Origin of the sequence: Adhaeribacter aerolatus, from assembly GCF_007991635.1 — a bacterium.
In the GTDB taxonomy this organism is placed as follows: Bacteria; Bacteroidota; Bacteroidia; order Cytophagales; family Hymenobacteraceae; genus Adhaeribacter; species Adhaeribacter aerolatus.
The window spans coordinates 66,233-92,658 of record NZ_BJYS01000004.1; the positions used below are offsets into that span (position 1 = coordinate 66,233).

At 45.6% G+C, this 26,426-nt stretch carries 21 protein-coding genes; 8 read left to right on the forward strand and 13 right to left on the reverse strand.

What is annotated here, in order from left to right; all coding sequences use genetic code 11:
* Positions 1-6 precede the first annotated feature (6 nt).
* The 3 genes from AAE02nite_RS04220 to AAE02nite_RS04230 all read right to left on the reverse strand — a co-directional run bounded on the left by AAE02nite_RS04220 (position 7) and on the right by AAE02nite_RS04230 (position 4,999).
* On the reverse strand, positions 7-2,688 hold the full coding sequence (locus tag AAE02nite_RS04220) for a PAS domain-containing sensor histidine kinase (protein ID WP_146895211.1): 2,682 nt from the start codon (positions 2,686-2,688) through the stop codon (positions 7-9).
* Between the two features lie 235 nt (positions 2,689-2,923).
* Complete coding sequence (locus AAE02nite_RS04225) at positions 2,924-4,024, reverse strand: M48 family metallopeptidase (RefSeq protein ID WP_146895212.1); 1,101 nt, start codon at positions 4,022-4,024, stop codon at positions 2,924-2,926.
* Between the two features lie 9 nt (positions 4,025-4,033).
* A complete protein-coding gene (locus AAE02nite_RS04230; RefSeq protein WP_146895213.1) occupies positions 4,034-4,999 on the reverse strand; it encodes a YjgN family protein in 966 nt (321 codons plus the stop codon).
* Between the two features lie 310 nt (positions 5,000-5,309).
* Between AAE02nite_RS04230 and AAE02nite_RS04235 the strand changes: the two genes are divergently transcribed.
* On the forward strand, positions 5,310-5,720 hold the full coding sequence (locus AAE02nite_RS04235; RefSeq protein ID WP_146895214.1) for a response regulator: 411 nt from the start codon (positions 5,310-5,312) through the stop codon (positions 5,718-5,720).
* A 24-nt stretch (positions 5,721-5,744) separates the two neighbouring features.
* Here the strand turns inward: AAE02nite_RS04235 and AAE02nite_RS04240 are convergent, their stop codons facing one another.
* The 5 genes from AAE02nite_RS04240 to AAE02nite_RS04260 are packed head-to-tail and all read right to left on the reverse strand — an operon-like array spanning position 5,745 to position 9,812.
* Positions 5,745-7,094 (reverse strand): sensor histidine kinase, encoded by a 1,350-nt coding sequence (locus AAE02nite_RS04240; RefSeq protein ID WP_146895216.1) that lies wholly within the window; start codon positions 7,092-7,094, stop codon positions 5,745-5,747.
* A gap of 19 nt (positions 7,095-7,113) precedes the next feature.
* Positions 7,114-8,136 carry an ATP-binding protein gene (locus AAE02nite_RS04245; RefSeq protein WP_146895218.1) on the reverse strand — a complete coding sequence of 341 codons (1,023 nt, stop codon included), beginning with the start codon at positions 8,134-8,136 and terminating at the stop codon, positions 7,114-7,116.
* Positions 8,126-8,539 carry an anti-sigma regulatory factor gene (locus tag AAE02nite_RS04250; protein ID WP_146895221.1) on the reverse strand — a complete coding sequence of 138 codons (414 nt, stop codon included), beginning with the start codon at positions 8,537-8,539 and terminating at the stop codon, positions 8,126-8,128. Before AAE02nite_RS04250 ends, AAE02nite_RS04245 begins: the two co-directional genes overlap by 11 nt.
* Positions 8,523-8,921 (reverse strand): STAS domain-containing protein, encoded by a 399-nt coding sequence (locus AAE02nite_RS04255; RefSeq protein WP_146895223.1) that lies wholly within the window; start codon positions 8,919-8,921, stop codon positions 8,523-8,525. Before AAE02nite_RS04255 ends, AAE02nite_RS04250 begins: the two co-directional genes overlap by 17 nt.
* 30 nt (positions 8,922-8,951) lie before the next feature.
* Positions 8,952-9,812: an STAS domain-containing protein gene (locus AAE02nite_RS04260; protein WP_146895226.1), complete on the reverse strand. Its 861-nt coding sequence runs from the start codon at positions 9,810-9,812 to the stop codon at positions 8,952-8,954.
* Between the two features lie 364 nt (positions 9,813-10,176).
* Between AAE02nite_RS04260 and AAE02nite_RS04265 the strand changes: the two genes are divergently transcribed.
* Entirely contained in the window at positions 10,177-11,265 is a 1,089-nt protein-coding gene (locus tag AAE02nite_RS04265) for a PAS domain-containing sensor histidine kinase (protein WP_146895228.1), read from the forward strand.
* Between the two features lie 124 nt (positions 11,266-11,389).
* On the opposite strand, the gene AAE02nite_RS04270 is transcribed toward AAE02nite_RS04265, so the two are convergent.
* Positions 11,390-11,668, reverse strand: coding sequence for a hypothetical protein (locus AAE02nite_RS04270; protein WP_146895231.1), 279 nt, complete (start codon positions 11,666-11,668; stop codon positions 11,390-11,392).
* A 203-nt stretch (positions 11,669-11,871) separates the two neighbouring features.
* Between AAE02nite_RS04270 and AAE02nite_RS04275 the strand changes: the two genes are divergently transcribed.
* From AAE02nite_RS04275 to AAE02nite_RS04300, 6 genes are all read left to right on the forward strand, one after another.
* Complete coding sequence (locus AAE02nite_RS04275; protein ID WP_146895234.1) at positions 11,872-14,073, forward strand: S9 family peptidase; 2,202 nt, start codon at positions 11,872-11,874, stop codon at positions 14,071-14,073.
* Between the two features lie 371 nt (positions 14,074-14,444).
* Positions 14,445-17,438 (forward strand): AsmA family protein, encoded by a 2,994-nt coding sequence (locus tag AAE02nite_RS04280; RefSeq protein WP_146895236.1) that lies wholly within the window; start codon positions 14,445-14,447, stop codon positions 17,436-17,438.
* 147 nt (positions 17,439-17,585) lie between these two features.
* The gene (aspA, locus tag AAE02nite_RS04285; protein ID WP_146895238.1) at positions 17,586-19,022 is read left to right on the forward strand and encodes an aspartate ammonia-lyase; all 1,437 of its coding nucleotides are present in this window, start codon (positions 17,586-17,588) and stop codon (positions 19,020-19,022) included.
* Between the two features lie 64 nt (positions 19,023-19,086).
* The gene (locus AAE02nite_RS04290; protein WP_146895240.1) at positions 19,087-19,809 is read left to right on the forward strand and encodes a hypothetical protein; all 723 of its coding nucleotides are present in this window, start codon (positions 19,087-19,089) and stop codon (positions 19,807-19,809) included.
* A gap of 533 nt (positions 19,810-20,342) precedes the next feature.
* Positions 20,343-21,752, forward strand: coding sequence for a DUF1800 domain-containing protein (locus AAE02nite_RS04295; RefSeq protein ID WP_146895242.1), 1,410 nt, complete (start codon positions 20,343-20,345; stop codon positions 21,750-21,752).
* Positions 21,753-21,778: 26 nt separating this feature from the next.
* Positions 21,779-22,987 (forward strand): DUF1501 domain-containing protein, encoded by a 1,209-nt coding sequence (locus tag AAE02nite_RS04300; RefSeq protein WP_146895244.1) that lies wholly within the window; start codon positions 21,779-21,781, stop codon positions 22,985-22,987.
* A 183-nt stretch (positions 22,988-23,170) separates the two neighbouring features.
* Here AAE02nite_RS04300 and AAE02nite_RS04305 read toward each other — a convergent pair whose 3' ends face one another.
* The 4 genes from AAE02nite_RS04305 to grpE form a co-directional block, all read right to left on the reverse strand.
* Positions 23,171-23,506, reverse strand: a complete 336-nt coding sequence (locus AAE02nite_RS04305) for an L-rhamnose mutarotase (protein ID WP_146895246.1) — start codon at positions 23,504-23,506, stop codon at positions 23,171-23,173.
* A gap of 59 nt (positions 23,507-23,565) precedes the next feature.
* Complete coding sequence (locus AAE02nite_RS04310; RefSeq protein ID WP_146895248.1) at positions 23,566-24,495, reverse strand: ABC transporter ATP-binding protein; 930 nt, start codon at positions 24,493-24,495, stop codon at positions 23,566-23,568.
* 188 nt (positions 24,496-24,683) lie between these two features.
* Positions 24,684-25,835: a molecular chaperone DnaJ gene (gene dnaJ, locus AAE02nite_RS04315; protein ID WP_146895250.1), complete on the reverse strand. Its 1,152-nt coding sequence runs from the start codon at positions 25,833-25,835 to the stop codon at positions 24,684-24,686.
* 3 nt (positions 25,836-25,838) lie between these two features.
* Positions 25,839-26,405 carry a nucleotide exchange factor GrpE gene (gene grpE / locus AAE02nite_RS04320; RefSeq protein ID WP_146895252.1) on the reverse strand — a complete coding sequence of 189 codons (567 nt, stop codon included), beginning with the start codon at positions 26,403-26,405 and terminating at the stop codon, positions 25,839-25,841.
* Positions 26,406-26,426 lie beyond the last annotated feature (21 nt).

Below are 26,426 nucleotides of genomic sequence, written 5' to 3' on the forward strand. Positions count from 1 at the left end.
ACATTTTTAAATCAGCTTTAGGTCTATTTCCACAATGGTGCCTTTGCCGGGTTGGGAGTTAATATTCATAGTACCGTTAAACAATTTAACCCGATTACGGATACTGCTCAGGCCAATACCATTCAGCAGGTTTTGCGGGTCGTTCTGGTTAAAACCGCGCCCGTTATCTTCTACTGTAATCATTACTTTACGGCCCGATTTAGTTACATGCAGGTGCACTTCGGTGGCGGCGGCATGTTTAATAACATTGTTTAACAACTCCTGAATAATGCGGTAAATGGCGGTTTCGTATTCTTTTTTTAACGGCTTTTCTAATCCTTCTAAATAAAAATACAGGTCGAACCTGGTGTGGGACAGCTTTTGTTTTAACTCCAGTAAGGCGCGCTGCAAACCAAAATCGCGGAGAATACCTGGTACCAATTCAACAGAAACCGCCCGGGTTTCCTTAATGGCCTCTTCCAGCAAAGCGGATATTTGGTTGCTCTGGTTTTTTATTTCGCCGTCTTTTTTCTCTAACTGACTTTGTAAAACCTCCAGGCTTAGTTTAGTAGCGTATAAAATCTGCCCTACTCCGTTGTGCAACGATTCGGCAATGCGGCGGCGTTCTTCTTCCTGGGTTTCCAGTATGGCATTCAGAATTTCCTTCTGGCGTCGCAACTTTAACCGGGTACGCTCCTGTTCTAATCTCACGCGTTCGGTTACATCGTGCAGAAAAGCAATACCACCGGTTACCTGCTGTTCTTCATCGAACATGGGCAACACAATAGCATCTAAATAACCATTCCAGAACTTCGAAGGCCTATTCTGATAACGGATAACTTTACCTTTTAATACCTGCCGGTAAGTTTCTACTTCCGCAAACAAGTCGAGTAGGGCCGCTGCTTCTTCCAAAGATTTACCAACGATTTGCGCTCTTTGCAGCGGATATTTTTCTTCCATCACCCGGTTCCAGGCATTTACCCGGCCTTGCTGGTCGAAAGCAAAAATACCATCGATGCTGTTATCAATCAGGTTAAGGGTAAAATCGGCCTGGGCTTTTAGCTGCTCCTGGGTACGTTTTAACTCGGTTATATCCAGGCAAAAACCTACCGCTTGCCGGCTTTCCAAATCGTAGTAAAAATAATTCTGCTTATATCTTTGCTCGCCGTTTTTCTCCGTTTGACTTAAAAACGAACGGGTCTTTCCGGATAGAACAAGATTTATTTCCTTACTTAAGTCCGGGAATAATTTAAAATAATTTTCGCCTTTTAAACCTTTAAGTCCATTATTATATACTTCCAGCCCCGCTCCTGTTGCCTCCCTAATGTATCCTTCCGCATCAATTCGCCAAACTGCAATGGGCAAATGGCTCAGAATGCCATTTAGCAGCCTGGTTTTAGACCGGAGTTCGTGCATAGCTGCTTTTTTATCGGAAATATCCTCGGCTATGCCAATTATTTGCAAGGGTTTACCGTCGGCATCGCGCTTAAACACACGTTCGCGGGTATGTATCCAGCGCCACTCGCCGTTTTTATGCTGGTTCCGGTATTCGGTTGCTATTACTTCGTAATCTTTTGCCCGCATTAGCCTTTCTTCCCACTCGGCAATTTTCTTCTGATCTTCTGCGTGCAAAATCAGGTCGATCAGCGAAACACCCATCTGGTTTAATTCCTGGGGCGTATAACCCAGCGTATTCGCAATATTGCGGTTGGCATATATGGTTCTCTTTTCTTTTAAATCTAGCAGGTAAAGCGTATCCGGAATAGCATCGGCTACTTGCTGCAACAAAAACCGGGTATCGGCTAGTTTTGCATCGGCGTTGGCCTGATCGGTATAATCCATCGATACTCCTGACATTTTTAGGGGATGTCCGGCCTCGTCGTAATAAGTTAAACCCCGCGTATTGATAAACTGTACGGTACCATCTTCGCGTAAAACCCGGAAATTAACCACCAGATTAGCGTGTTGCCGAATGGCTCTTTTTATTTCTTTGCTTACCCGGTCCAGATCTTCCGGATGAATTAAAGCTGCTACTTCCTGGTAAGTGCCCAAAAAGGAACCGGGCTTGCGTTCCGCTTTTTCGTGACTAAACTCGTCCCAGTAAATATTATTTTTCTTTATGTCCCATTCCCAAATGCCAATCTGGCCCGCCTGTAAGGCTAACTTCAGCCGGTTCTCGTATTCTACCAATTGATTGCTGGCCACCTGCAACGCCGCATTTACCAGTTTTTGCTGCTCAACTTCTTTTTTTAACTGGTTAAGGGTCGAATCATACGCTACCTGATCGAATTCTGCTGAAAGTAAAGAGTTTTCTCCGTTCCAATCGGTTTGCGGGATTATAGGATTCGCCTCTTCCGGCAGAAAGCCGGCTGCCCCGGATTTCATTGGTGTTATGGTAAACGTTCCGCCGGAAAATTCCTGATCCTGGCCGTAAAAAAAAGAAAACTCCAGGATAAAATTATTCGATTGAAAAACAAAATAATCTGACTGATGCGCCTTTTGGTACAAATCTATCTCCTGTACCTGCGTAAATAATTCGGTTATAAATAGGCCGGATGGGTACCCGGCACTATCGCTAAGCTGCGCCCGAAGTTGATGGTTACAGCCATAAATCCGGAAATCTTTATCGAAAACTCCCGTACCCACGGCGCTTCCGGCGCTTACCGGCAAAACCGGGGGAGGAGCTTGTGTAATAGGAAGACCTGCCATAGCAATTATTTAAAAACCAGGAATAAATCAGCTACCTTTTATTTAAAAAGCGCGGTCTGATTTATCTTTAATATAAAAATAAAGGTTTTATGCTAAAGCGATGCTAACGGAGCCGGTAGTTTTATAAAAATGGTATATAATCAGGGAGGGCTTAGGTAGAAATACCGAGCCGGTACAAGTATTGCGCTTCCGTTTATATTTTTTACGGATATAAACGGGGGAACGGATAGTGCTTTTATTTTTTGGCCGGCATATTTTTTAGCCGCTGCCAGTAATATTGCAATGAATCAGAAGCCGGCTGAAAATTATTTTTTTGTTTTATTCGGTTCTGAATATTGCGGATGCGGGAAGATAAAGCCGGATGTGTGCTGATAAATTCCAGATCCTGTCCCCGCGCTTTACTATGTTCCTGCAAATGCCGGAATAGCTGCACCATGCCTTCGGGATTAAGCTGGTGCGCCTCCATCACCTGCAAGCCCAATAAATCGGCTTCGTTCTCAAAATTGCGGCTATATTCCAAAGATTTCAGGGCATTGGCATTTTCGATTAACACCGCCGTAATAGCACTTACATCGCCGATTATAACGGAAATAAAAATATACCCTGACAAACTCCGGAACAGAGAACGTAGTGAGTGGCGTAATTTTATATGCCCATACTCATGCCCCAGCAAAGCAGCTAATTCTTCCGGGCTCTGTATTAGGTTAAACATGCCTTCGTGCACCGCAATATTGCCGCCCGGTATGGCAAACGCGTTAGGTTCCGCATTACGGATTACCGTAAAGGTTAATGGGTAAGGTGCCGGCAAATTTAACTGCCTTGCGAAGCCCCGCAAATTAGCCGTTCGGGCGCTATCCTGGTCTTCTGCAATTATTTGAGTGGCTAGGGTTTTGCCTAATTTATGCTCGTAGGCGGGCGGTATCTGGCGGGCTGCAAAATCGGCTACCGCCGGTAGTACCCAAAAGTAAGTAACCGGAATCAAGGCCAGCAAGCATATAATTATGAGCCAAACCCAGTAGGCACTTCCGGATTTTGGCAAGGGTCCGCTTTGGCTTACCGGTGGGGCAGCGGTATAATAGCTCTTCAGGGCGGGCAGAAAATCGGGGTAAGAGACTTCTAAAGATTGAGCCGGGTAATTGCCGTACCGCAGGATTGTTTTACCTTCCTCGGTGTATGCCTCTTGCTCTATACGCTGACTTTGCCAATGAACTGTAACCGGCAAGGTGTTGTCCTGGGTTTTATAGGTAATCTGCAGCGCACTGGGTTCCAGGCTTACCTGGGCCCGGTGCGGCTGCGACGATTTTCCATCAAAATATATTCCTTCGTAAACGGGCATTCAGTTTAGTTAAACCAGACTAATATCCAGCATGTCGGATACGTCTTCGTAGGTGGCATCTTTGTAAATATCCTCGGTCTGCAGCAGGTTATCGGCATCAAATTCGCCTACCAGTTCGGCATTTTGCAGCACAAACCGCATGGTCCGGATAGTGGCAAAAGGCGCTGCAATGCCCAACGAAAATACGACAATAAATAAATTAATGGCAACCAACTTAAAATAACCCCACCCGGTTACCGATGAACTCAGGCGGGAATAGTGGCCATTTTGCTCCAGGTAAACATTGTTCAGGTAATAATTATGCAAATCGCGGGTGTAAGCAAATAAATACCCGCCCAACGTTAGTATCGTAAGCACCAGGCCCTTCAGGTTAATTATAAATAATTCGGTACCGGTACCTTCATAAGAAAACCGCACATTGCCCATCCGGATATTACCGATAATTTCTTTACGCAGGTTTACCGTATACCACGAGCCGTAAATGCCAAAGGTAATGATGGTTAGCAGCAGGTTAGAAATAAACAGTCCGTATAGCCGCATTAACTGGCCCCGGTAACCAAAATGAATACCCCGCCACGATGTACGCGACATGCGGTACCGCATGCGCCCGTGTATGGCCAGGGGTATAAGCGCCATAAAACCTACATAGAAAACCCCTAACCCTACGTACAACCAGGTTTGGGAACCGGAAAGCGCCCCGGCCATTACCGCACCGTAAAGCAAAATAAAAATACCAATGGCTTTAATAAAGCCCAGAAACATTTCTTTACCCGTGCCATGAAAAGTAAAGCGGCTGCCGGCAAATTCGGTTTTACTGTAAAGGTACCGCAGCGAATTGGCTTTGGCCCACGGATAATAAAACCCCAGCGAAATAAAAGTAAGTACCCAGTTGGCTAACTGAATTTCGAAATAGGCTGTACCCTTACCGTGGAATACAAATGGATAAGATTGTGTTGTGGTAGAATTTTCTTCCATATATAAATATTTAAAGTGATATAATTCTGAGGAGCAGGATATAAACACCTAAATATAAATATTTTTTAATATATAGAACAATTCCTTTAAACAATTTTTATGTTTTTAATTTAAGATTTGCGGGTAGCGGTTTACCTGGTTAACTGTAAAAAATATTGCTTTTTTCTCTGTGCGTGTTTCTAATAGCTTGGGTAAAAAATTATTTTCTAACATTTTTAACGAATCGGGAATTAAGTTAGATAATTTTTCATTTCACCTAAATACAACTTAAATCTATATATTGATTCCGGATTTATAACCTAAATAACCTATGCCAACCCTGGACCTGATTTTACTGGTAGACGACGATGAAACTACGAACTACGTAAATAAACGCCTGCTTACCAGCCTGAATGTAGCCAAAGAAATTAAAATAATGACTAACGGCCAGGAAGCATTAACTTATTTACAAAATGCTGCCGCCGGGGGACGTGAAATTAATCCGGATTTAATATTTTTAGATATTAAAATGCCGGTAATGGATGGCTTTACCTTTTTGGAAGCTTACGAAAGACAGGAACTGGGCAACGACAAACCAATCATAATCATGATGCTGACTTCCTCGGCCAGCTTCTACGATTTGGAACGTCTGAAAAGCTTTAAAAAAGTAAAGAAGCATATTTCCAAAGCCCTGACCAATGCCGATGTGCGGGAAATATTACAGGAATATTTTGAGGGATAATAGCCGGTAATCCGGACAAATTAATCAGGCGGCTACCTTATTTACTAATTCGCTAACGGGCCAGGTAAATTTAAAAGTGGCACCCCCCGATCCTTTAGATTCTACCCAAACCGCTGTTCCTTTTACTTTTATTATTTTATCTACAATAGAGAGCCCAATGCCGCTGCTGGTGTTGCGGTGCAGGCTGCTGTTTTCGAATATCCGGAATATTCTTTCCTGATCGGCGAGCGGAATGCCGGGGCCGTTATCGGATACGGCAAACTCCAGAAACTTTTTTTCCTGCCGGTACGCTATGGAAATAATGCCGTTTTCCTGGTTGGTATATTTAAAAGCATTGCTGAGCAAATTACCAAAAACCTGCTGCAAATATATTTCTTCGGATAAAAGCGTAGGCAAATCTGGTTGAATAAATACTTTGATAGTAGGGCTAACCGGGTAAGCCGCCAAAAGCCCCCGGATTAACTGGTTTACATTTATTTCTTTGCGGGGTAAGTTATGCCGGCCGGCGGTAGAATAAAGTAAAATATCGGTTATTAATTTATCCAGGTGGCTGGCCTGCCCGTTTAACATGCCAATAGAAGTTTTGGCTTCGGTCAGATTACCCGTCCCCAGGCATTCTTCAATAATTGAAGAGAGCGCAATAATATTATACAGCGGCGCTTTTAAATCGTGCGAAACCACGTGGGCAAACTGGTCGAGTTCTTTGTTAATATTAAGAAGTTCCTGGTTGGCTATACTTCTTTCTTGCAAGAGGTTACGAATCTCCTGGTTAGAAACCTGCAGTTCTTCGTTCAGGCGGGTAATTTCGGCCAGTTGGGTTTCGGTCTGGATATTTTTCAGGCGCACTTCTTCCAGCAGTTCAATTAACTGCATGTTCTGGTTTTTGATTTCGGCGTAAGGCGAAAATTCCTTTTCCGAATCGAAATATTCGACCCAGCCTTTTATAATAGCATTATTTATTGGCGGGTGATTAGCCGGGATGAGTTTGCGCAATTGCACGCGGGTACCTTTTTCGCTGTCGCTCTGGATTTCAAAAGAATCTACCAGCTTTTTGGAGTTAACCAGGCCCGAGCCGCGCTGCCCCTCCTGCGCTCCCCGGTTAAATATATGCGGCAAATCCGGAATTCCCCGGCCCCGATCCGCGATAAAACCTTCCAGAAATAAACGGCCCTTATCTTCTACCAAACCAAACTTAATTTGCCCCTGCCCTACGTGTTCCAGCACATTGCGGCAAATTTCGGAAACGGCGGTGGCAAATTTGGTTTGGTTGGCAGTCGCCATGCCGCATAAACCCGATAGCTGCATGGCCCTTTTATAAGCCAGCACCACATCCAGTTCGTTTTGTATTTGTATCCTGATAATATCTTTATCCATTATTCCTGCGCTTCTTTCATCAGCATCTGGTTCTGGCTACCAGCACCAGGGTGTCGTCGGTGCCCCGGTTGAAATCTTTGTATAATACGGCTGCAATAATACTCGTATCGTGCCGCAGCAAATCTTTGTACCGGCTAAAATCCCACTTACTTTTCAGGCCATCGGAATGTAAAACCAATAAATTATTGCCTACCCAGGGAATAACATGGTTATTGAGGGTATTGGGTATGTTGTGCCCCAAAATACCGTTGTAAGAAATTATACTTTTAGTATTTTCATAGCCCGAAATAACCCGGCCCGCAATATTCCCTACGCCGCAATAAGTTAGTTCCTGATTTTTAACGTTGATACTGGTAACATTAGCTACGGCTCCCCGTGTTTTTTTTATAGCGCCGTGCAAGTTCCTGATTAGCTCAACGGGCGCCAGGTTGGTGTTTTGCAAAAATGCTTCTGCCGCTCCCTGGCTGGCCACTTCGGCGTGTTCGCCGTGGCCTAAACCGTCGGCTACCAGCAAATGGCAGTAATCAACTGCTTCGTAAATAGCCCAGCCGTCGCCGCAGTGTTTTTCGCCGTTCTTCGGCACCATTACTACGCCTACATCAAATTTTTTGGGAGCTCTTGGTTTTGGTTTATACCCTTTTTTATAAAGCCGCGATAAAATAACCGTGCCTACGCCTTTGGCCGAGTAAAGGTCAAATTCGTCGGACTGGCGTTTAATGGCGCCCAATCCTTCGCCGGCGGTACCGGCGGTAGAAACCCCATCTTCCTGCATCCGCAAGGGTTCGCTCATGCCGGGGCCCTGGTCTAAGCAAATAATTTCGAAACCGGAATTTAGGCGGCCAAACGGTTTAACCAGAAACTCCCCCGACACGGCGCTGTGCTTTATCAGGTTAGAGGCCATTTCGGAAACAATAATATTTATGCGGCCAACTTCTGCCTCGCTAAATTTATAACTTTCGGCCAGCCTGGTAATATCCCGTTTAATTATATTCTGAAAAGTGCGGTCGGTTAGCGAAAACCGGGTATGGGCTTTAAAGTCCATTTTTCCAGCGAATAATGGTTACGGTAGTGCCTTTGCCTACCTCCGATTTTATATCAAATTCGTTGGATAAACGTTTAGCGCCGGGCAAGCCTAGGCCTAAACTTCGTCCGGTGGAAAAACCGTCTTGCATGGCTTGTTTCACGTCTTTTATGCCGGGGCCTTTGTCGGTAAAGGTCAGGCGCACACCTTTCACGTTGTTCCGGATTACAATTTCCAGAATTGCATTGCCACCGTTGGCGTAACGCAGCATATTCCGGACCAGTTCGCTGGCAGCCGTTATGAGCTTGGTCTGGCCTACCATGCTCATGCCTATTTTTACGGCGTACTCTTTGGCTTTATTTCTAAAGTAAATAACATCCGGTTCCCGCTGTATGGCTAAGGTTTCCTTAGATAAAGTCATCATACAGATCTTCCTCTTCTTTGGGCTGGTAACCAATTTTGTTCCGAAGAAGCTCCATACCTTTTTCTACATCTAACGCGGTGTACACACCGGTCAGGGTTAAGCCCAATTCTACCAGGGTTATGGCTACTGCCGGCTGCATGCCTACTACTACGGTTTCGGCATCCATTATTTTCGACATAGAAGCAATATTGCCCAGAATGCGGCCCATAAAAGAATCTACAATACTTACCGCCGAAATATCGATCAACACGCCACGGGCCTCGGTCTTGCTTACCATGTTAATCAAATCGTTCTCCAGAGCCAGGGCCAGGCGGTCGTATAAATCTACCTGAATGGTTACGAGTAAAAACTCGCCCATCTTAAGGATTGGAATTTTATCCATTTACTATAACTTACTAAATAACCCTGCTTCCTAAAAAATTGTTTTACGCTCGGTTCTTCTTACCTCAATGCCCAGCATGCTATAGGCCAATTTAAGCGCACTGGCCAGCGAAGCTTTGGTGTTGATGTTAGATAAATCAATACCCAGGTGCACAATGGTTTGGGCAATTTCGGCGCGAATACCACTAATGATACACTCGGCTCCCATTAAACGGGTGGCACTTACGGTTTTAATTAAATGCTGCGCTACCAGCGAATCGACGGTGGGTACACCCGAAATATCTAAAATGGCAATGCGGCTGCCGGTTTCCACAATTTGCTGTAACAGGTTTTCCATTACAATCTGGGTGCGGGCACTATCGAGGGTACCAATAATAGGCAGGGCCAGGATACCTTCCCAAACCCGGATTACCGGGGTAGAGATTTCGTTCATCTCATCGGTTTGCCGCAGAATAACTTCTTCCCGCCCCTGAATAAAGGTTTCCATGGTTACAATGCTCATGTGGTCAAGCAGGTTGTTCAGTTCCACCGAAGCCTGGTACAAGGTGGCCGGGTCGTCTTTATATTGAGCATCCAATAAACTGTAAAAAGCTTTTTTTAAGCTCATCACAAACATGCTGGTTTCGCGGGGCGAAAATCCCTGGCGGGCGCGGGTAATAGAAAGTTCGCTCAGAATATCTGTAACGCCCTGAAAACTTTCAGATTCCAGGTTTAATTCGCCGGAGCCAACAGCCTTCAGCAAAGTATCCAGCAAATCATCCGACTGCTTGCTTAATTCTTCATTCGAAATTAAATCATCCCGCAGGGTACTATCACTCATCTGGTTTTGCACCCAGGCTTCTAAAATTCGCTTTTTGTTCTTTTTAAGAAAGGCAGCCGTTTCAGATTTCATATTTATAATCAAAATTTATCGGGGTTAGAGCGTACTTGCGCAAAATTGCCGGGGCAAAAGAAAATCAAAAATAGAGATAATAATTTTAAATATTCAGCAGATTAACAAACGCCGGCCGGTTATTTTATTTTTAACCAAACCTTATCTTTCCTATTAAAAAACCAGGGCCGGTTTAATATTATGCTTCCCGGCTAATTTGATTAAAGGCCATGTCGGTAGCGCAAACGATAGGGGGAGATCAGGCCTAAACCAGTTTATGAAAGACCACGTACTTACGAAACTAGTTAGTTTTTAAATTTCTCTTTAAATTTTTTGCTACCTTTAATTAATAAAGCAAGTAAAAAATAGCTTTAATTCCGTTCCTATGAACCTTAGTGAAAATCAGGAAAGCCTGCATATTCTGGAGCAAATTGCCGAACAGACTGATCAGGTTTTTTTTATTATTGATATTCCAACCCAAAGCATTCGTTACCTGAACCCAAGTTTTGATCAGATCTGGGGCCGTAGCCGCCAGGAAATTATAACTAATCCGGCCAGTTTGCTCGAATCCATTCATCCGGAAGACCAGGAATATGTCCGTAACAGTTACCACCGCATTATAAACCGCGAGCAACAAGTAAGCGAATTCCGGATATTAACAGCGGACCAGCAGGAGAAATGGATTTCGGTGCGGGCGTATTCTATTTATAACGCCAATAAGAGCTGGAGTGTAGCCGGCTTCGCCGAAGATGTAACCGACAAAAAAGAAAAACAACATACGCTTCTGAAATTCAGCGAACGAAAAAACAGCATTCTGCACAGCTTTTCGCACGAACTGGCTGGGCCTTTGGCTTTAATTCAGGGCTTATCGGCTTCGTTAGCAGGCGAAGAAACCGATACCGAAATGGTCCGCCAAACCCTGGGCTACATTCAGGAAACCACCAAAAAAAGTATTTCGCTTATTAAAGAATTACTAAACAATGAATTTCTGGAATCAGCGGGCGTTTCCCTCCGGAAAACCAGGTTTAACCTGCTCGACAAAGCCCGGAACTCTGTAACCATGTTTCGGCAAGCCGATTTTAATGCCTGGAAAAACATCAAACTGGTTTCTTCGCACGATCCTATTTTTTTAGTGGCCGATGAGGTAATGTTTATACAAGTAATACACAACCTGATTGCCAATGCTTTAAAATTCACTCACGAAGGCGGTACCATTACTGTTACTTTACTCGAAAGAGAAAAATCCGTGCTGCTTTCGGTTCAGGACGACGGTATTGGCATACCCGCAGATTTGCAGCCTTTGGTATTCGATAAATTTACCAAAGCCCGGCGGCCCGGCCTGCGGGGCGAAGAAACCGTGGGACTTGGCTTAAGTATTGTAAAAAATATTGTGGATTTACACCAAGGCCGCATCTGGCTGACGAGCGAAGAAAACAAGGGCACTACCTTTTTTATAGAGTTACCGAAAGAGTAAAACAGCTTACTTTATAAATAAAAACCAGATCAGTTTAAACCCGCGGATACAATTTTAAGCTAAAGTTTAGTTATTAACCTCATTCCTGGTTCGGTACAGCCGGGTCATAGAGGTTAGTTTAATATTATTCGTACTTCCAGATGCGGTGAAAAGCTTCTTTGCATTCCTGGCGAATATCTTCTGGTAAATCAGAGCCCTGGTTAAAAGTAAAGGAAACCTGGCCGCTGGCTGTGCGCAATGCATAATGATGGTGCAGCCTATCGTGTTCTTCCGTTTCGTTTACCGGCTGCCGGCTTTTAAAAAATTCCGCGTGGCGGTCTTCTATCCGGGACATTTCTTCTTCAAAAGCCTTGTTTCTTTCGGCGTAGTCTTCGCCGTATATGTATTCCGAAATATCGCGCATGAGTACACAAGTTAGTTCAGGCCTTGTTTACGACTAATAGCCGAAATAATTTTCAGAAATTTTTAATTATTCTCCAGCTTAACCTCAGCCTAACTCCAAATATTAACATATTAACCAAAGACCAGTTTCTATATTTTCCAGAAAACCTGCTACCTTTCTCAGTTACTATCCAAAAAGCTAAAACATTTAACCTAATCTACTCTATGAGATTAAAACCTTTACTGATTGGCGTACTCCTGCTTCAGCTATGCTTTCAGGCTTTTATGGTGAGGGGCCAAAACAGTGGCACTTTATACTGGTTAAAAGCCGGCAATGCTTTTGCCCAGCAGGAAGCCGGCAATATTGTAAAATTTACGTTGCCCTCGCGGGAAAAACAATTGTTGTTGGCCAAAGAAAAATTAATTCCGACCGGCCAATCCCAACCACTTCGTATCCGCAGCTTCTCTTTATCAAAAGATGAGCAAAAAATATTAATTTATACCAATACCCAAAAAGTATGGCGGCTCGATACCCGGGGCGATTACTGGGTTTATAACCTGGCCTCCCAAACCCTGCAACAGGTTGGCCCAAAACAGCCATCCGCTTCCTTAATGTTTGCGCAATTTTCGCCGGATGGCAACCAGGTGGCTTACGTGAGCCAGCATAATATTTTTGTAGATGACTTAACCAACCAAACCACTAAACAACTTACCACCGATGGCACCCGCAAACTGATTAACGGTACCTTTGATTGGGTTTACGAAGAAGAATTTTTCTGTCGCAATGGTATCCGGTGGAGCCCCGATAGCAAAAAAATAGCTTTCTGGCAAATTGATGCCACGCAGGTAAAAGATTACCTGATGATTAATCACACCGATTCTATTTACCCAGTGGTGCAACCCGTGGAGTACCCGGTAGCCGGCGAAGCCCCTTCGCCTTATAAAATTGGCGTAATAGAGGTAACTACATCTAAAATTAATTGGCTGCAAATTCCCGGCGATCCCCGGCAACATTATGTCCCCCGCCTGGAGTGGGCCGCCAATTCCGACGAAATTATTTTACAGCAACTGAACCGCAAGCAAAACGAAAGCCGCTTATATATTGGTCAGGCCAGCAGCGGCCGTGTTAACCAGATTTATCAGGAAAAAGATGCCGCCTGGATAGATATTTTACCTTCCTGGGACCAGAAGTACGCCAATGGCGGCTGGGACTGGCTGAACAGCGGCCGCGAATTTTTGTGGGCCAGCGAAAAAGACGGCTGGCGTCACTTATACCGCGTAAGCCGCAACGGCAAAAAGGAAACGCTGGTAACCCGCGGCAACTACGATGTTATGGAAATTATAAAAATAGATGAACCGGGCAATCTCCTTTATTTTATCGCTTCTCCCGAAAATGCCACGCAAGCCTACCTGTACCGCACCCGTTTGGATGGCAAAGGCAAATTAGAGCGCGTCTCACCGGCTTCGCAACCCGGCACGCACGATTACGAATTTTCGCCCAATGCCCAATTTGCCCAACATAAATTCTCGAACTACTACACCCGGCCCATTAGCGAATGGGTATCGCTGCCAGACCATAATCCACTGGATAAAACCAGTGCCGTGGCACAAGCAATAACCGAAGGAAGTAAAGCCAAGCCCAACCTGGAGTTTTTTAAAGTTAAAACCAACGAAGGCGTAGAAATGGATGCCTGGATGGTAAAACCAGAAAATTTCGACCAATCCAAAAAATACCCGGTGGTGGTTTATGTGTATACCGAGCCCTGGGGCCAAACCGTGAAAGACAGCTACGGCACCGGCAATAATCATTTGTATCAGGGCAATATGGCCCAGGATGGTTACCTGTATGTATCGGTTGATAACCGAGGTACGCCCGTACCCAAAGGCCGCGCCTGGCGGAAAAGTGTTTACCGCAAAATTGGCGTAGTTAATATTAAAGACCAGGCCTTCGCGGCCCGCGAAATATTAAAACTGCCTTATACTGATTCGTCGCGGGTAGCCGTTTGGGGTTGGAGCGGCGGCGGCTCGGCTACGCTCAACCTCCTTTTCCAGTATCCGCAAATCTACAAAACCGGTATTTCCATAGCTGCCGTGGGTAACCAGCTCACTTACGATAATATTTACCAGGAACGCTACATGGGTCTGCCCCAGGAAAATTTAGAAGATTTTGTAAAAGGCTCGCCCATTACGCACGCCAAAAACCTGCGCGGAAACCTGCTCTACATCCATGGCACCGGCGACGATAATGTGCACTACAACAATGCCGAACTGTTGGTTAATGAGCTGATAAAATATAACAAGCAGTTTCAGGTAATGCCCTATCCAAACCGGACGCACAGTATATCAGAAGGCGAAGGCACCGCTAAACACTTAGCTACCTTGTTTACAAATTATTTAAAACAGCATTGCCCGCCGGGTGGCCGATAATGTTTTTTTTGTAAAACCTTACTTCTCGCGCATAAAAAAAGCCAGGCGTTTCAAGTCTGGCTTTCCTTAGTCTACTTAAACAATCGTCTATAAAACTTTTGTCTTAGCTTACATATATCTTTTACGGCAATTCTTCCGGATGGTTACACCCTTTTGGTATTTAACTAAAATATTTTTATTTTTTTCCCACCTCCGGAATTACCCTCTAAATTACAGCTTGGCTTTACCTTCCTGCAAGAAGGAATAATTTATAATTTACCTTTTGTAAAAAGAAAAGGTAAAAGCTTCCAACTTTATTTAATTATATTAGTTATTCAGGTAAGAGCGTTTAAATAGCGGCCTGCTACTTAATTAGCCGCACTCTTTGTCAGATGCACCTTTCTAAATTTTTTAAAAGAATATTTATTGGCATACTGGTGCTGATAGGCTTAAGCCTGATCGGGCTGGAGGTAATGTCGCGGGTTTACCAGAAACATGCCGCCGCTTATTTCCGACAGCAGTTTACCCAGCAGTCGGACATGGTTTTGCAGCCTTTCGAAACCAGAATATCGGTGTGGCGGCATTTTCCAAACGTAACTTTTTCTTTTCAAAATATTTCGCTCCTCGATACCAGCAGCGTTACCCCGGTGCAGGTATTTTGGGTGAAGCGGGCCGCCGTAACCGTACCCTTGGGTCAGTTGCGATTGAACCGGCTTAAAATAAGTCAGGTAGAACTTGAGGAGGTTTTATTTTACCAACGCGTCGATAGCAGCGGCCATAAAGTTGGTTTACGGTTTAAACAAACAGCAAACGCCGATACAACCGGCAGCAAATTCCCCTTTGTTATTCCCCGGGTAAATATCTCGCAAGCCCGCATTATTAGTCAGAACCAGTATAAGAACAGCTCCTTTGCCTTAGATATAACCCAAGCTAATCTTTCGGCCCGCTTACGCAATCAGCAATTAACCCTGGCTGGCGATTTAAACGGAAGAATTAAGGAAATAAAAAACAATAAGATAAGCCTTTTCCGGAACCAGACTTTTACGGGCAATGTGCATTACACTTACGCTTTAAAGCAGAAAACCGGCACTTTTTATAATACCTACGCGCTGGTAAACAACAATAAAATATCGATTAAAGGAACGCATACCAAACTTGCAACCGGGCCCGGTGCCAAACTAGATTTTACCGTAGCAGGTTACCAGCCGCTGGTTTATTTATTCCGGCAATTATTACCGCCGCAGACGCAGCCCTTTCTGGAAAGATTTAAAACCAAAAGCCAGTTACACTTTTTACTGCGGATAAACGGCGACAGTGGCCCCCTGCAACGCCCCGGTAACAGCATCGCCTTTCGTTTAAAAAACGGCGAATTTTATTTACCGGCTAGTAAAAAATATATCCGGGAGGTGCAGCTAACCGGCGAAATGAATAACGGCCCAGGTCATTCTCTGCAAACCAGCGAGTTTACTATATCGGGTTTATCGGCCCGCACCGACCAGGGAGAGATTAAATTACAACTACAGGTATCAGATTTTACCAAACCTACCTTTAAAGTAGAGGGGCAGGGAAAAATAGCTTTAACCGATGTGGCAGGTTTTATAAATTTGCCTTTTACCCATATTTCGGGAGGCGTTGTTTCGGGCAACTTAAATTTCAGCGGCAATATTCCGGACACCATACAACACACCAGTTCTGACTGGCTCGGGAACGGAACGTTGCAGATGCAGGGAGCCGGGTTTAGGCCGCTGGGCTTAAAAGTAAACTGCCGCGCAGTAAATAGTCGCCTGGAGTTTGCCGGCAAAATTCTGCGGCTGCAAAATTTAAGCGGTACGCTCGGCGGCCGGCCTTTTAAAATGCAGGCTTCCATTCAAAATTACTTTTCTTACCTGTTTAACGAGCCCGGTTTTATTAAGGCCAGCGCCGATATTTACGCCGAGCACCTGGATACCCACTGGCTGAACAGTAGTTTACTGGCTTACCAGAATAGCCCAAACGCTGCCGCGGTTTTACCTGCCCGGCCGGCCAGTTTACTTACTGCTCCTTCGTCGGCCATTAGCTCACCCCAAAATATTTCCGTTCCGGTTGCAGGCGGTAAAAAACCAGAAACGCCCATTTACCACCTTGTGCAAAAACAGCGGTTAAATAAATATTCGGGCCGGTACCGCGAAAACCCCTGGGAAAATACCCAAACGCAGGTAAATCTGCGGGTAGGCAACGTAAGTTTACCCGGCGGCGAAAAAATCAAAGACCTATCGGTACAGGTAAATCAGCGTAACCAAAAAGTAAAATTAACCCAAATGCACTTCACCACTACGGGGGGGGGCCAGGCTTCGGCTAACGGTGGGTTTAACCTAGTGACAGGGGGTATAACCTTACCTTACCTGAGTGTAAAGCTGCAATATGATAAATTAAATTTGCAGGCTTTTATGCAGGATTTAGCGTCCTTAAACGAGCAAAACCAGCCCAAAAGCGAAACTGCCACCGAAGCACAAACCAAACGGAACCAGGAAAACCTGAATACCCTCCGGGAGAAAAAATATTGGTTAAACCTGCAGGTACGCGCGCGGCACCTGGAATACCTTTATTTAAAAGGCACCAACTTGTTTCTGGAAGCTAACCTGAATAAAAACCGGGCCCGGCTGGCCCATTTAAACTTAGAAGCCTTCGGCGGAAAAATCAGCGCCCGCGGCGAAATGCGTCTCGACGGTGGAGCAGGTGGTTTTCCGTTGCGGCTGCGCTCCCAGGTAAATAATATTAATCTGCAACAGGTTTTCGCCTTTGCCGAATCGATGAAGCTGGATGTATTGAGCAGCCAGAGCATAAAAGGCACGGCCGATTGTAACCTGATGGTTTACACGCAACTGAATAATACGTTTTCGCCGAGCTTTGCCGGAACCATTGCCTATGCCAAAGCCAGTTTCCGGAACATGGAGCTAATAGAGGTAGCGCCCATTCAGAATGCGCTCCGTTTTCTGCGGAAAGAGCGTACCAGCCACTTATATTTTGAAGATGCCACCACCAATTTTTTGATGCGGGATTATCAGTTTATAACGCCAGGCTTAAAACTAAACAGCAACCTGACGGCTTTTGAACTGAGTGGCACTTATACCATGGGCGGCCCGGCTAAATTAAACATGGATGTAAATGTGCTGAGTGTACTATTTGGTAACAACAAGCGCCGCATTGCCCGCATACAAGCCGATTCGGTGAGTACGCCACGCTTCGGAAAAAAACAGCACCTCCAGCTTTTCCGGGAAAAAGATAAGTACAAAGTACGGCTGAGCGACCGGAAAGAACAGGAACAAACCCGCAAAGCCCTGCAGCAGCAATTTTTAACATTTTTGCAGCAGCATCACATCGATACGGTTTTTTCGATGAACCGCTAAATTATAAATCTTTTCAGTGCCGCTCCAACGGTGGTTTCCCTGGTAGTTCCGTAACAATTTTTACTCATACCAAAACAAAGTTTGGTTAAAGCGGGTACTTTAGTCTACAGATTCATTCTAAAAACAGAATATATAAATATCTTCCGGATGGAAAATTCCTTTAGAGTAGAACACGATTTCCTGGGTACCAAAGAAATTCCCAATACGGCTTATTATGGCGTACAAACCATGCGGGCCTTAGAAAATTTTAATATTACCGGCATTACCAACACCACCGAGCCCTTGTTTATTAAAGCGTTGGGCTACGTTAAAAAAGCGGCCGCTTTGGCCAACCGTGACTGCGGCGTGTTGGAACCCAAACTGGCCGAAGCCATTATTTTTGCCTGCGATAAATTAATTGCCGGCGAATACCGGGATCAGTTTTTAACCGATTTAATTCAGGGCGGCGCCGGCACTTCGGTTAACATGAATGCAAACGAAGTAATTGCCAATATTGGCCTAGAATACCTGGGGCACCAAAAAGGCCAATACGAATTTTTGCACCCCAATAATCACGTTAATTTTTCGCAATCGACAAACGACGTATACCCCACGGCCATTATGCTGGCCTTGCACCGGAAGCTGGATTTTTACCTGGAAACCTTGACGGCCCTGCAGAATGCTTTCGCCAAAAAAGGCCTAGAATTTAAGGAAGTTATAAAAATGGGCCGCACCCAATTGCAGGATGCTGTTCCCATGACGCTGGGCCAGGAATTTCAGGGTTTTGCCACTACGCTGGGCGATGAATTTCGGCAACTGAAGCAAGCCCAGGCCATGCTGCTGGAGTGCAACATGGGTGGCACGGCCATTGGCACCCGCATTAATGCCCCCGAAGGTTACCCCGAGCTTTGCACCAAGTATCTGGCCGAACTGACCGGTTTGTCCTTTACGCTGGCCGGTGACTTAATAGAAGCTACTTCGGATACCGGTATCTTTGTGCAGGTATCGGGGGCGTTGAAACGCAGTGCCGTCAAGCTTTCTAAAATCTGCAACGATCTGCGCCTGCTCTCGTCGGGTCCCCGCGCCGGCTTTAACGAAATTTTCTTGCCGCCCATGCAACCCGGCTCTTCTATTATGCCGGGTAAAGTAAACCCGGTAATTCCGGAAGTGGTAAACCAAACGGCTTTTTACGTCATGGGGGCCGATGTAACAATAACGATGGCCGCCGAAGCCGGCCAATTGCAGCTAAACGTAATGGAACCGGTTATTGCCTTCAGCTTATTTACTTCTATCAACTACCTGACCAATGCCGTTACTACCCTGCGCACCCGTTGTGTGGAGGGTATTAAAGCCAACGTGGAAGGCTGCCGCGATATGGTTATGCGCAGCATTGGAATTGTAACCGCCCTCAACCCCATTTTGGGCTACGAAACTACGGCTTCTATTGCCAAAGAAGCCCTGGCCACCGGCAAATCCATTCACCAACTAGTGGTACAGGAGCGGCAACTGCTCACGCAAGCCAAATGGGACGAGATTTATTCTTTCCAGAACATGATTCACCCGGTATTTATTAACGACAAGCGGGCTGGCGTAGAAAGAAAATAAGACATTCGGGTTCCGGCTAACAGCCGCGAAATTGACTTACTTTTTCATGCCTATTTACCTCAACATGGATAGAAATAACTTGGCCATTGCCACTATTTCCTGGGCACGCGATGCGCAGGAAGAAAATTTATTGCGGGCATCCTTAACCCAACTGGCCGGGTTAAATATTCTGGTTTTTATTACCGACGGCGGTTCCCAGAGCAGCTTCCTGGATTTTCTGCGTAGCTTCCCCCATTTTACTATATTAAACCCAAGGGGCAAAGGCGTTTGGGCGCAGGCACGCACCAGTGTATTAGCTGCCGCTGCAACCGAAGCATCTTTTATACTTTACACTGAACCGGATAAACAGCTATTCTTCCGGGACTTTTTACCCAACTTTCTCTCTGCCGCCCCACTAGCTGAATCTACCGGAGTCGTACTAGCTTCCCGTTCGGCGGCAGGCTTCGCCACTTTCCCAACCTTCCAGCAAAACACCGAAACCACGATCAACGCGTGCTGCGCCGAAATAATGGGCCCTGCGGTAGACTACACCTACGGCCCTTTTCTAATGAACCACCAACTAGCGCCCTACCTGAACCGGGTGCAGGAAGATATTGGCTGGGGTTGGCGGCCTTACGTTTTTGGCCTGGCTCACCGTTTAGGTTACCACGTAGTTCCTTACGAAGCCAACTTCATCTGTCCGCCCGACCAACGCACCGACAGCGCCGTTGAACGTATCTACCGGATGCGCCAGCTCACCCAAAATATTCAGGGTTTGGTTCTTTCTACTACCGTAGCACTAGATTGAAGATTCCAGTTAAGCTATTGCGACCAACTGGCTGTAGAAAATTCAGGCATTACAAACCCTTTTATCAGTATCGCCAAAACATTGATATCCACCAATTGCAATAGCCGCCGTCCCGCTGGTGATTAATTTAATCAGTCTCCCCTGCCGCTACTCATTTTTAACCGCAAAAATATTTACGGAGTGCATTTCTGATATAACTTCAGCACTATACCAAATCGCATAAACTAGCTGCCATAGATAAAAACCTCACAGGTCTTAAAGATCTGTGAGGTTTTTGCAACCGGTATAACCATCGTTCTGTTTAGGAAGATCGTGCAAGAGATTTGGTATAATATATTGTCCTAATCAATCACCCAATGGCCTTTTGCACACGTTTGGCCGGAATTGCGGATTGCTTTAATTAAATATTCTCCATTAAACCAGGTAATAAATACCAGGCATAGCAACTTTAAATAAATAGCTAATGCGTAATATTTATTATACCTGCCATTAAACTTTAGCTGCTTTCGGTTATCAAAAGGAGACACACTACTATGAAAGCCGATACCTACCAAAGACAATTGCAGCACTTATACTGGCGAACTGGTTTCGGACCTAGTCCGGCACAAATGCAGCAGGCTCCCGGCAATTTAAACAAAGCCGTAAAAGGCGTATTTAGCCAATCAGTCAGCTACGCTCCTTTGCCCCTAACAATAACTGATTTTTCGCGCCTACCCAAAGGGCAGTTGAGCCCCGAGGAGCGGCGCCGGCAAATGCAGCAAGCCCGCCGGGAGCTGGCTAAAATTAATACCACCTGGCTCCAAACCATGGCTACCAGCCCGGCCCAGCTCCGCGAGAAAATGGCTTTTTTCTGGCATGGTCATTTTGCCTGTCGTACCCAAAGGCCCGAATTCGCTTTAAACCAGGTTAACCTGCTGCGCCAGCATGCTTTAGGTAAATTCAGCGATTTATTAATGGCCGTTGCGAAAGACCCGGCCATGCTGCAATTCCTGAACAACCAACAAAACCGGAAACTGCAACCCAACGAAAACTTTGCCCGCGAATTGCTGGAATTATTTACTTTGGGCCGCGGCCATTATTCCGAAGAAGATATTAAAAATGCGGCCCGGGCTTTTACGGGTTGGGGCTACGATGCCGAAGGTATGTTCGTTTTCCGGGAACGGCAACACGATGCCGGGACTAAAACCTTTCTGGGTAAAATCGGCAATTTTACGGGCGAAGATATTCTCCGGATAATTTTAGACCAACCCCAGACCGCCAAATTCCTGACAACTAAAATTTATCGCTTTTTTGTAAATGATACCCCCGATGCCGCCGTTATCCAACAACTATCAGAGCAGTTTTACGCTACAGATTACGATATACAAGCCCTGCTGCAGAAAATATTTAGCACCGATTGGTTCTACGCCCCGGCTAATATAGGAACGCGCATTAAATCGCCGGTAGAATTACTTACGGGTTTGCAGCGGGCTTTTGCCATTCAGTTCCAGGATGCGCCGGGTTTACTGGTGGTGCAGCGGGCACTCGGCCAGGTGTTGTTGTATCCGCCCAATGTTGGCGGTTGGCCCGGCGGGCGCAACTGGATAGACTCTTCCTCGTTGATGTTTCGCATGAAATTGCCCCAAACCATTTTTGCCGGCGCCAGCTTAAATATTTCTTTGAAAGACGATGATATTGATATGTTGCCGCAATTATCGCAGCAGGAACGGACTTTTAACCGGCGCCTACGGGTTAATGTGAATTTGCAGCCTTTCCGGGAATTACTGGCCAAAGTGCCGCCCCGGGCAATCGTGGCCCAAACAGCTGCTTTTCTGTTGCAGGTACCGCTAAACGCCCAGTTAACTACCATGCTGCAAAACGACACCGATGAATTTACCCCCGAGAATCGCCTGAATGCGCTGGCCTTGCGGCTTAGCTCTTTACCCGAATACCAACTTTGTTAGATAAATAGGTAATAAACCTGAGTAAGATGCAATCTAAATCCCGCCGCGAATTTATTAAATCCTCGCTCCTGGCCTCCAGTTTACTTTTTGTACCAAATTTTCTACAGGCAATAAATCACCCCGATAGATTGGCCCGAATAGCAGATGCCAATGGCCGACGGCTGGTGGTGGTACAACTGGGCGGTGGCAACGACGGCCTGAATACCGTAGTGCCTTACCAAAACGATATATATTACCGCGCCCGGCCCGGCATAGCCTTGCCTTCTACCAAGTTATTATCGCTGGAAAAAGATTTGGCCTTTAATCCGGTTATGGAAGGATTAAAAAAATTATTCGACGAAGGGCAAGTAGGAATATTCAACAGCGTAGGTTATCCGAACCCCGATAGGTCCCATTTCCGGTCGATGGATATCTGGCATACGGGCAGCGACGCCACCGAATACCTGTCTACGGGTTGGCTAGGCCGTTACCTCGATTCTAATTGTGCCGCCTGCGCTACTTCTTTTAACGGCATTGAGGTAGATGATACCCTGAGCCTGGCCATGAAAGGGCGCTCTAAAAAAGGATTGGCCCTGGAGAATGCCAAAAAATTATACCAAACCGCTTCGGACCCGCTTTACCAGCATTTACCCCAGCCCGGCAGTACAAACAGCGAGCTGGACTACCTGTATAAAACTGTCATCGAAACGACTGCTTCGGCCGATTATCTGTACCAGAAAGCTAAAATATACCAATCGAAAACCAGTTATCCGGATTCGCGTTTTTCGCGGAATCTGAAAACCGCCGCCGAGTTAATTTGCTCCGGTGCCGATACCCGGGTATTCTATGTGTCGCTGCCAGGTTTTGATACCCACGCCAACCAGGTTGGGCAGCAAGGCCGCTTGCTGGGCGAGCTATCGGAAGGCTTATACGCTTTTGTGCAGGACCTGAAAAGTAAAAACGAATTTAATAATACACTTATTCTGGTATTTTCGGAGTTTGGTCGCCGGGTAAAACAAAATGCCAGCAACGGCACCGACCATGGTACGGCCAATAACTTGTTTTTGCTGGGCGGCGGCTTAAAAAGAGCAGGCATCCTGAACGAAGCCCCGGATCTAGCTACCCTCGACGAAGGCGATTTGCGGCATCAACTGGATTTTCGGAGCGTTTACGCCACTATTCTGGATAATTGGCTAGCTTCAGATGCCGACGCGATTCTGGGTAAAAAATTTAACCGGCTAACGGGTTTGGTTTAAGAGCGTTTAGCTTTCGAAACTGTTTAACATTATATAAATTGGTCTAAGCCGCTGCTCTTGTGGTGTGTTTTCCCAGTCTTAAGTCAAAGCTTTAATAATGGGCGGTGATAACACCACCCATGGCGTTATAGCTGCAAATTCTGATATAATCTGAAACAGGAAGCAACAACTTCTTTCAGAATCCTATAAAGTAAATATTTTGTTCATCAATACCCATTTCTCGCCAGCTTTGGCCCAGGGTAAAGGTTGCTGAAAGGTGTCCATAAATTTCTCCCACTCCTGCACCTTGGCATTTGCTGCATCCATCTCGCTTTTCCGCTCAAACGAAAACGCATCATCCGTTTCCATAATCATAAACAAACGGTTACCTGTCCGGAATATTTCCATGCTGGTTATGCCACTTTCCCGGATATGCTGCAGGTTTTCGGGCCAGGCATTTTCGCTTTTATGCCAATATTCGTATTCGGCAATCAGAGCCGGATCATCTTTTAAATCCAAAGCAAAGAGATATTTCTTCATGCAAAATACTTTACAAATTAAGATTAAGGAGCATTCTTACCGCAACCGCCTTGGCTTACTTAAACCAGCCGTGTTCCCTCCGGCTGCAAGGTTTCATTTACCTTCTGAATAAAAATATCGTTGATGCTCGGTATTTTTTCCCGGAAACTGTGCACCTCTACGTGGGCAATTAAGTAACGCAGCAAGTCGTTGGGGTTGGTGTTATTTTTTAACCGGATAGTGGCCCGGAAAAAACCGTGGTTTTCCGATTGCTCCACTACTTCAAAATCTGGTGATAAAATCAATAAACGACCTTTGCCTTCTACCAGGTAAGTAGCCGTTTTGTACACATCTTTAATATTTTTTACGGAGCCGTCCAGCACTTTCCGCGACCGGTTGATTAAAGCAATATTATCGCAAAGTTCTTCCACCGATTCCATGCGGTGTGTCGAAAAAATAATGGTGCTGCCTTTTTCGCGGAGTTCCAGAATTTCGTCTTTTACAATATTGGCATTAATAGGATCGAAACCCGAAAAAGGCTCATCCAAAATAATTAATTCGGGTTGGTGGAGCACGGTGGCAATAAACTGCACTTTCTGCTGCATCCCTTTCGAGAGGTCCTCCACGTTTTTATTCATCCAGGAACCAATATCAAACTTAGTTGCCCAGCTTTTTATTTTAGCGGTGGCTTCGGCTTTGTTTATCCCTTTTAGTTGCGAAAGGTATAATAGCTGCTCGCCCACTTTCATTTTTTTATACAGGCCGCGTTCCTCGGGTAAGTAGCCCATATTTTTAATATGATCGGGCCGCAAGGGCTCTCCTTTAAAAAATATTTCGCCGGTATCAGCACCCGTAATCTGGGTAATAATGCGAATGAGCGAAGTTTTACCGGCACCGTTAGGACCCAGTAGTCCAAAAATACTTTGGGCGGGAATTTCGAAACTAATGTCCTGCAGGGCCTGGTGGTTAGCATATTGCTTCGACACACCTACTACTTTAAGAATACTCAAGGCTTATCTCGTTAAAAGAATCAAAATTACAGGATAAGTTAGCAACTGCAAGAATAAACCCGAATGGTTTTAAAACAGGAAATTATTAGACTTCGGAATATTCTGAAAAACAAAAGCCACCGGTAAATATTACCGGTGGCTTTCTTTTTTTCTGCTTAACTTCTTTAATTCTGTAATACTAAAGAAGCTTAAGCAAAATATTCTTTCATTTTCTCGAAGAAGCCTTTTTCGTGCTTGCCCGGGTGCGGTGTAAAATTATCGGAAGTACGAAGTTTCTCCAGCATGGCCCGTTCTTCGTTGCTCACGTGCTTCGGCGTCCAGACGTTGATATGAATCAACTGGTCGCCTTTGCCGTAGCCGTTAATATCTTTAACACCTTTACCGCGTAAGCGCAATATTTTACCACCCTGGGTACCCGGGTCAATCTTAATTTTAACCTTGCCCTCAATAGTCGGTACTTCTATGTTAGCCCCTAAAGCGGCATCCACGAAGCTGATATATTGGTCAAAAACGACGTTGTTGCCATCGCGTTTTAAGAATGGATGCGGCTCCTCTTCTATCTGAATCAGCAAATCGCCGGCTACACCGCCTCTTTCGGGTACGTTGCCTTTGCCACTCATCGATAGTTGCATGCCATCGGCTACGCCGGCCGGCACGTTAATCGAAATTACTTCTTCTTTCAGTTCGCGACCTTCGCCGTGACAAGCTTCACATTTTTGGCTTACTTTCTGGCCTTCGCCGTCGCAGGTAGGGCAAGTACTTGTAGAAACCATTTGGCCCAGCATGGTATTTACTACTTTGCGAACCTGGCCGGAGCCCTGGCAAGTAGTACAGGTTTGCAGCGCCGCTCCGTTTTTAGAACCGTTGCCGCTACAAACATTACAAGCCACGTAGCGCTTCACCTTAATTTTTTTCTCTACCCCGTTGGCTACTTCTTCCAGGTTTAGTTTCAGCTTAATGCGCAGGTTAGAACCTTTGCGTACCCGCCGGCCACCGGAACGGCCACCACCACCAAAGAAATCGCCAAACGGACTGCCCTGGCCGCCACCGAAAATATCGCCGAACTGCGAGAAAATATCCTCCATGTTCATGCCGCCGCCGCCAAAGCCGCCACCGTTTACGCCCTGATGACCAAAACGGTCGTAACGGGCACGCTTGTCCTGATCACTCAGCACTTCGTAGGCCTCGGCCGCTTCTTTAAATTTATCTTCAGCCGTCGGGTCGTCGGGGTTTTTATCCGGGTGAAACTTGATGGCTATTTTCCGGTAAGCTTTTTTAATTTCATCGGCGCCGGCACCTTTCTCAACCCCTAATACCTCGTAATAATCTCTTTTTGCCATGACCTACGCTCCAATTACAACTTTTGCAAACCGGATAACTTTGTCGTGCAAATAATATCCTTTTTCTACTTCATCAATCACTTTACCCTTTTGGCTTTCGTCGGGAGCCGGAATTTGGGTAATAGCTTCGTGTACATCCGCATCAAACGCTGACCCAACGGCTTCCATCGGCTTCAGCCCTTTTTGCTGCAGTATGCTAAATAATTTATTATAAATTAAATCTACTCCCTCTTTTACAGCGGCCACATCCTGCGCTTGCTCCATAGATTGCCGAGCCCGGTCAAAATCGTCGATAACGGGAAGTAAAGCCACTACCATTTCCTGGTTAGCGGTTTTAAGCATATCGAGGCGCTCTTTAGAAGTACGGCGCTTATAATTATCAAACTCGGAATAAAGGCGCAGGTATTTATCTTTCATATCGCTCAACTCCTCTTCCAGCTTCGCCACCGGATCGGTAGCCGCTTCGCCGTGGTCAGGTAAACTATGCTCTTCCACGGTTGAGGTTTCGGTTGACGATGCGTTATTTCCCTGCTGTTCTTCTTCTGGTAAATTATTTTTATCTGCTGACATAGCTTATCTTATTCTCGGTTA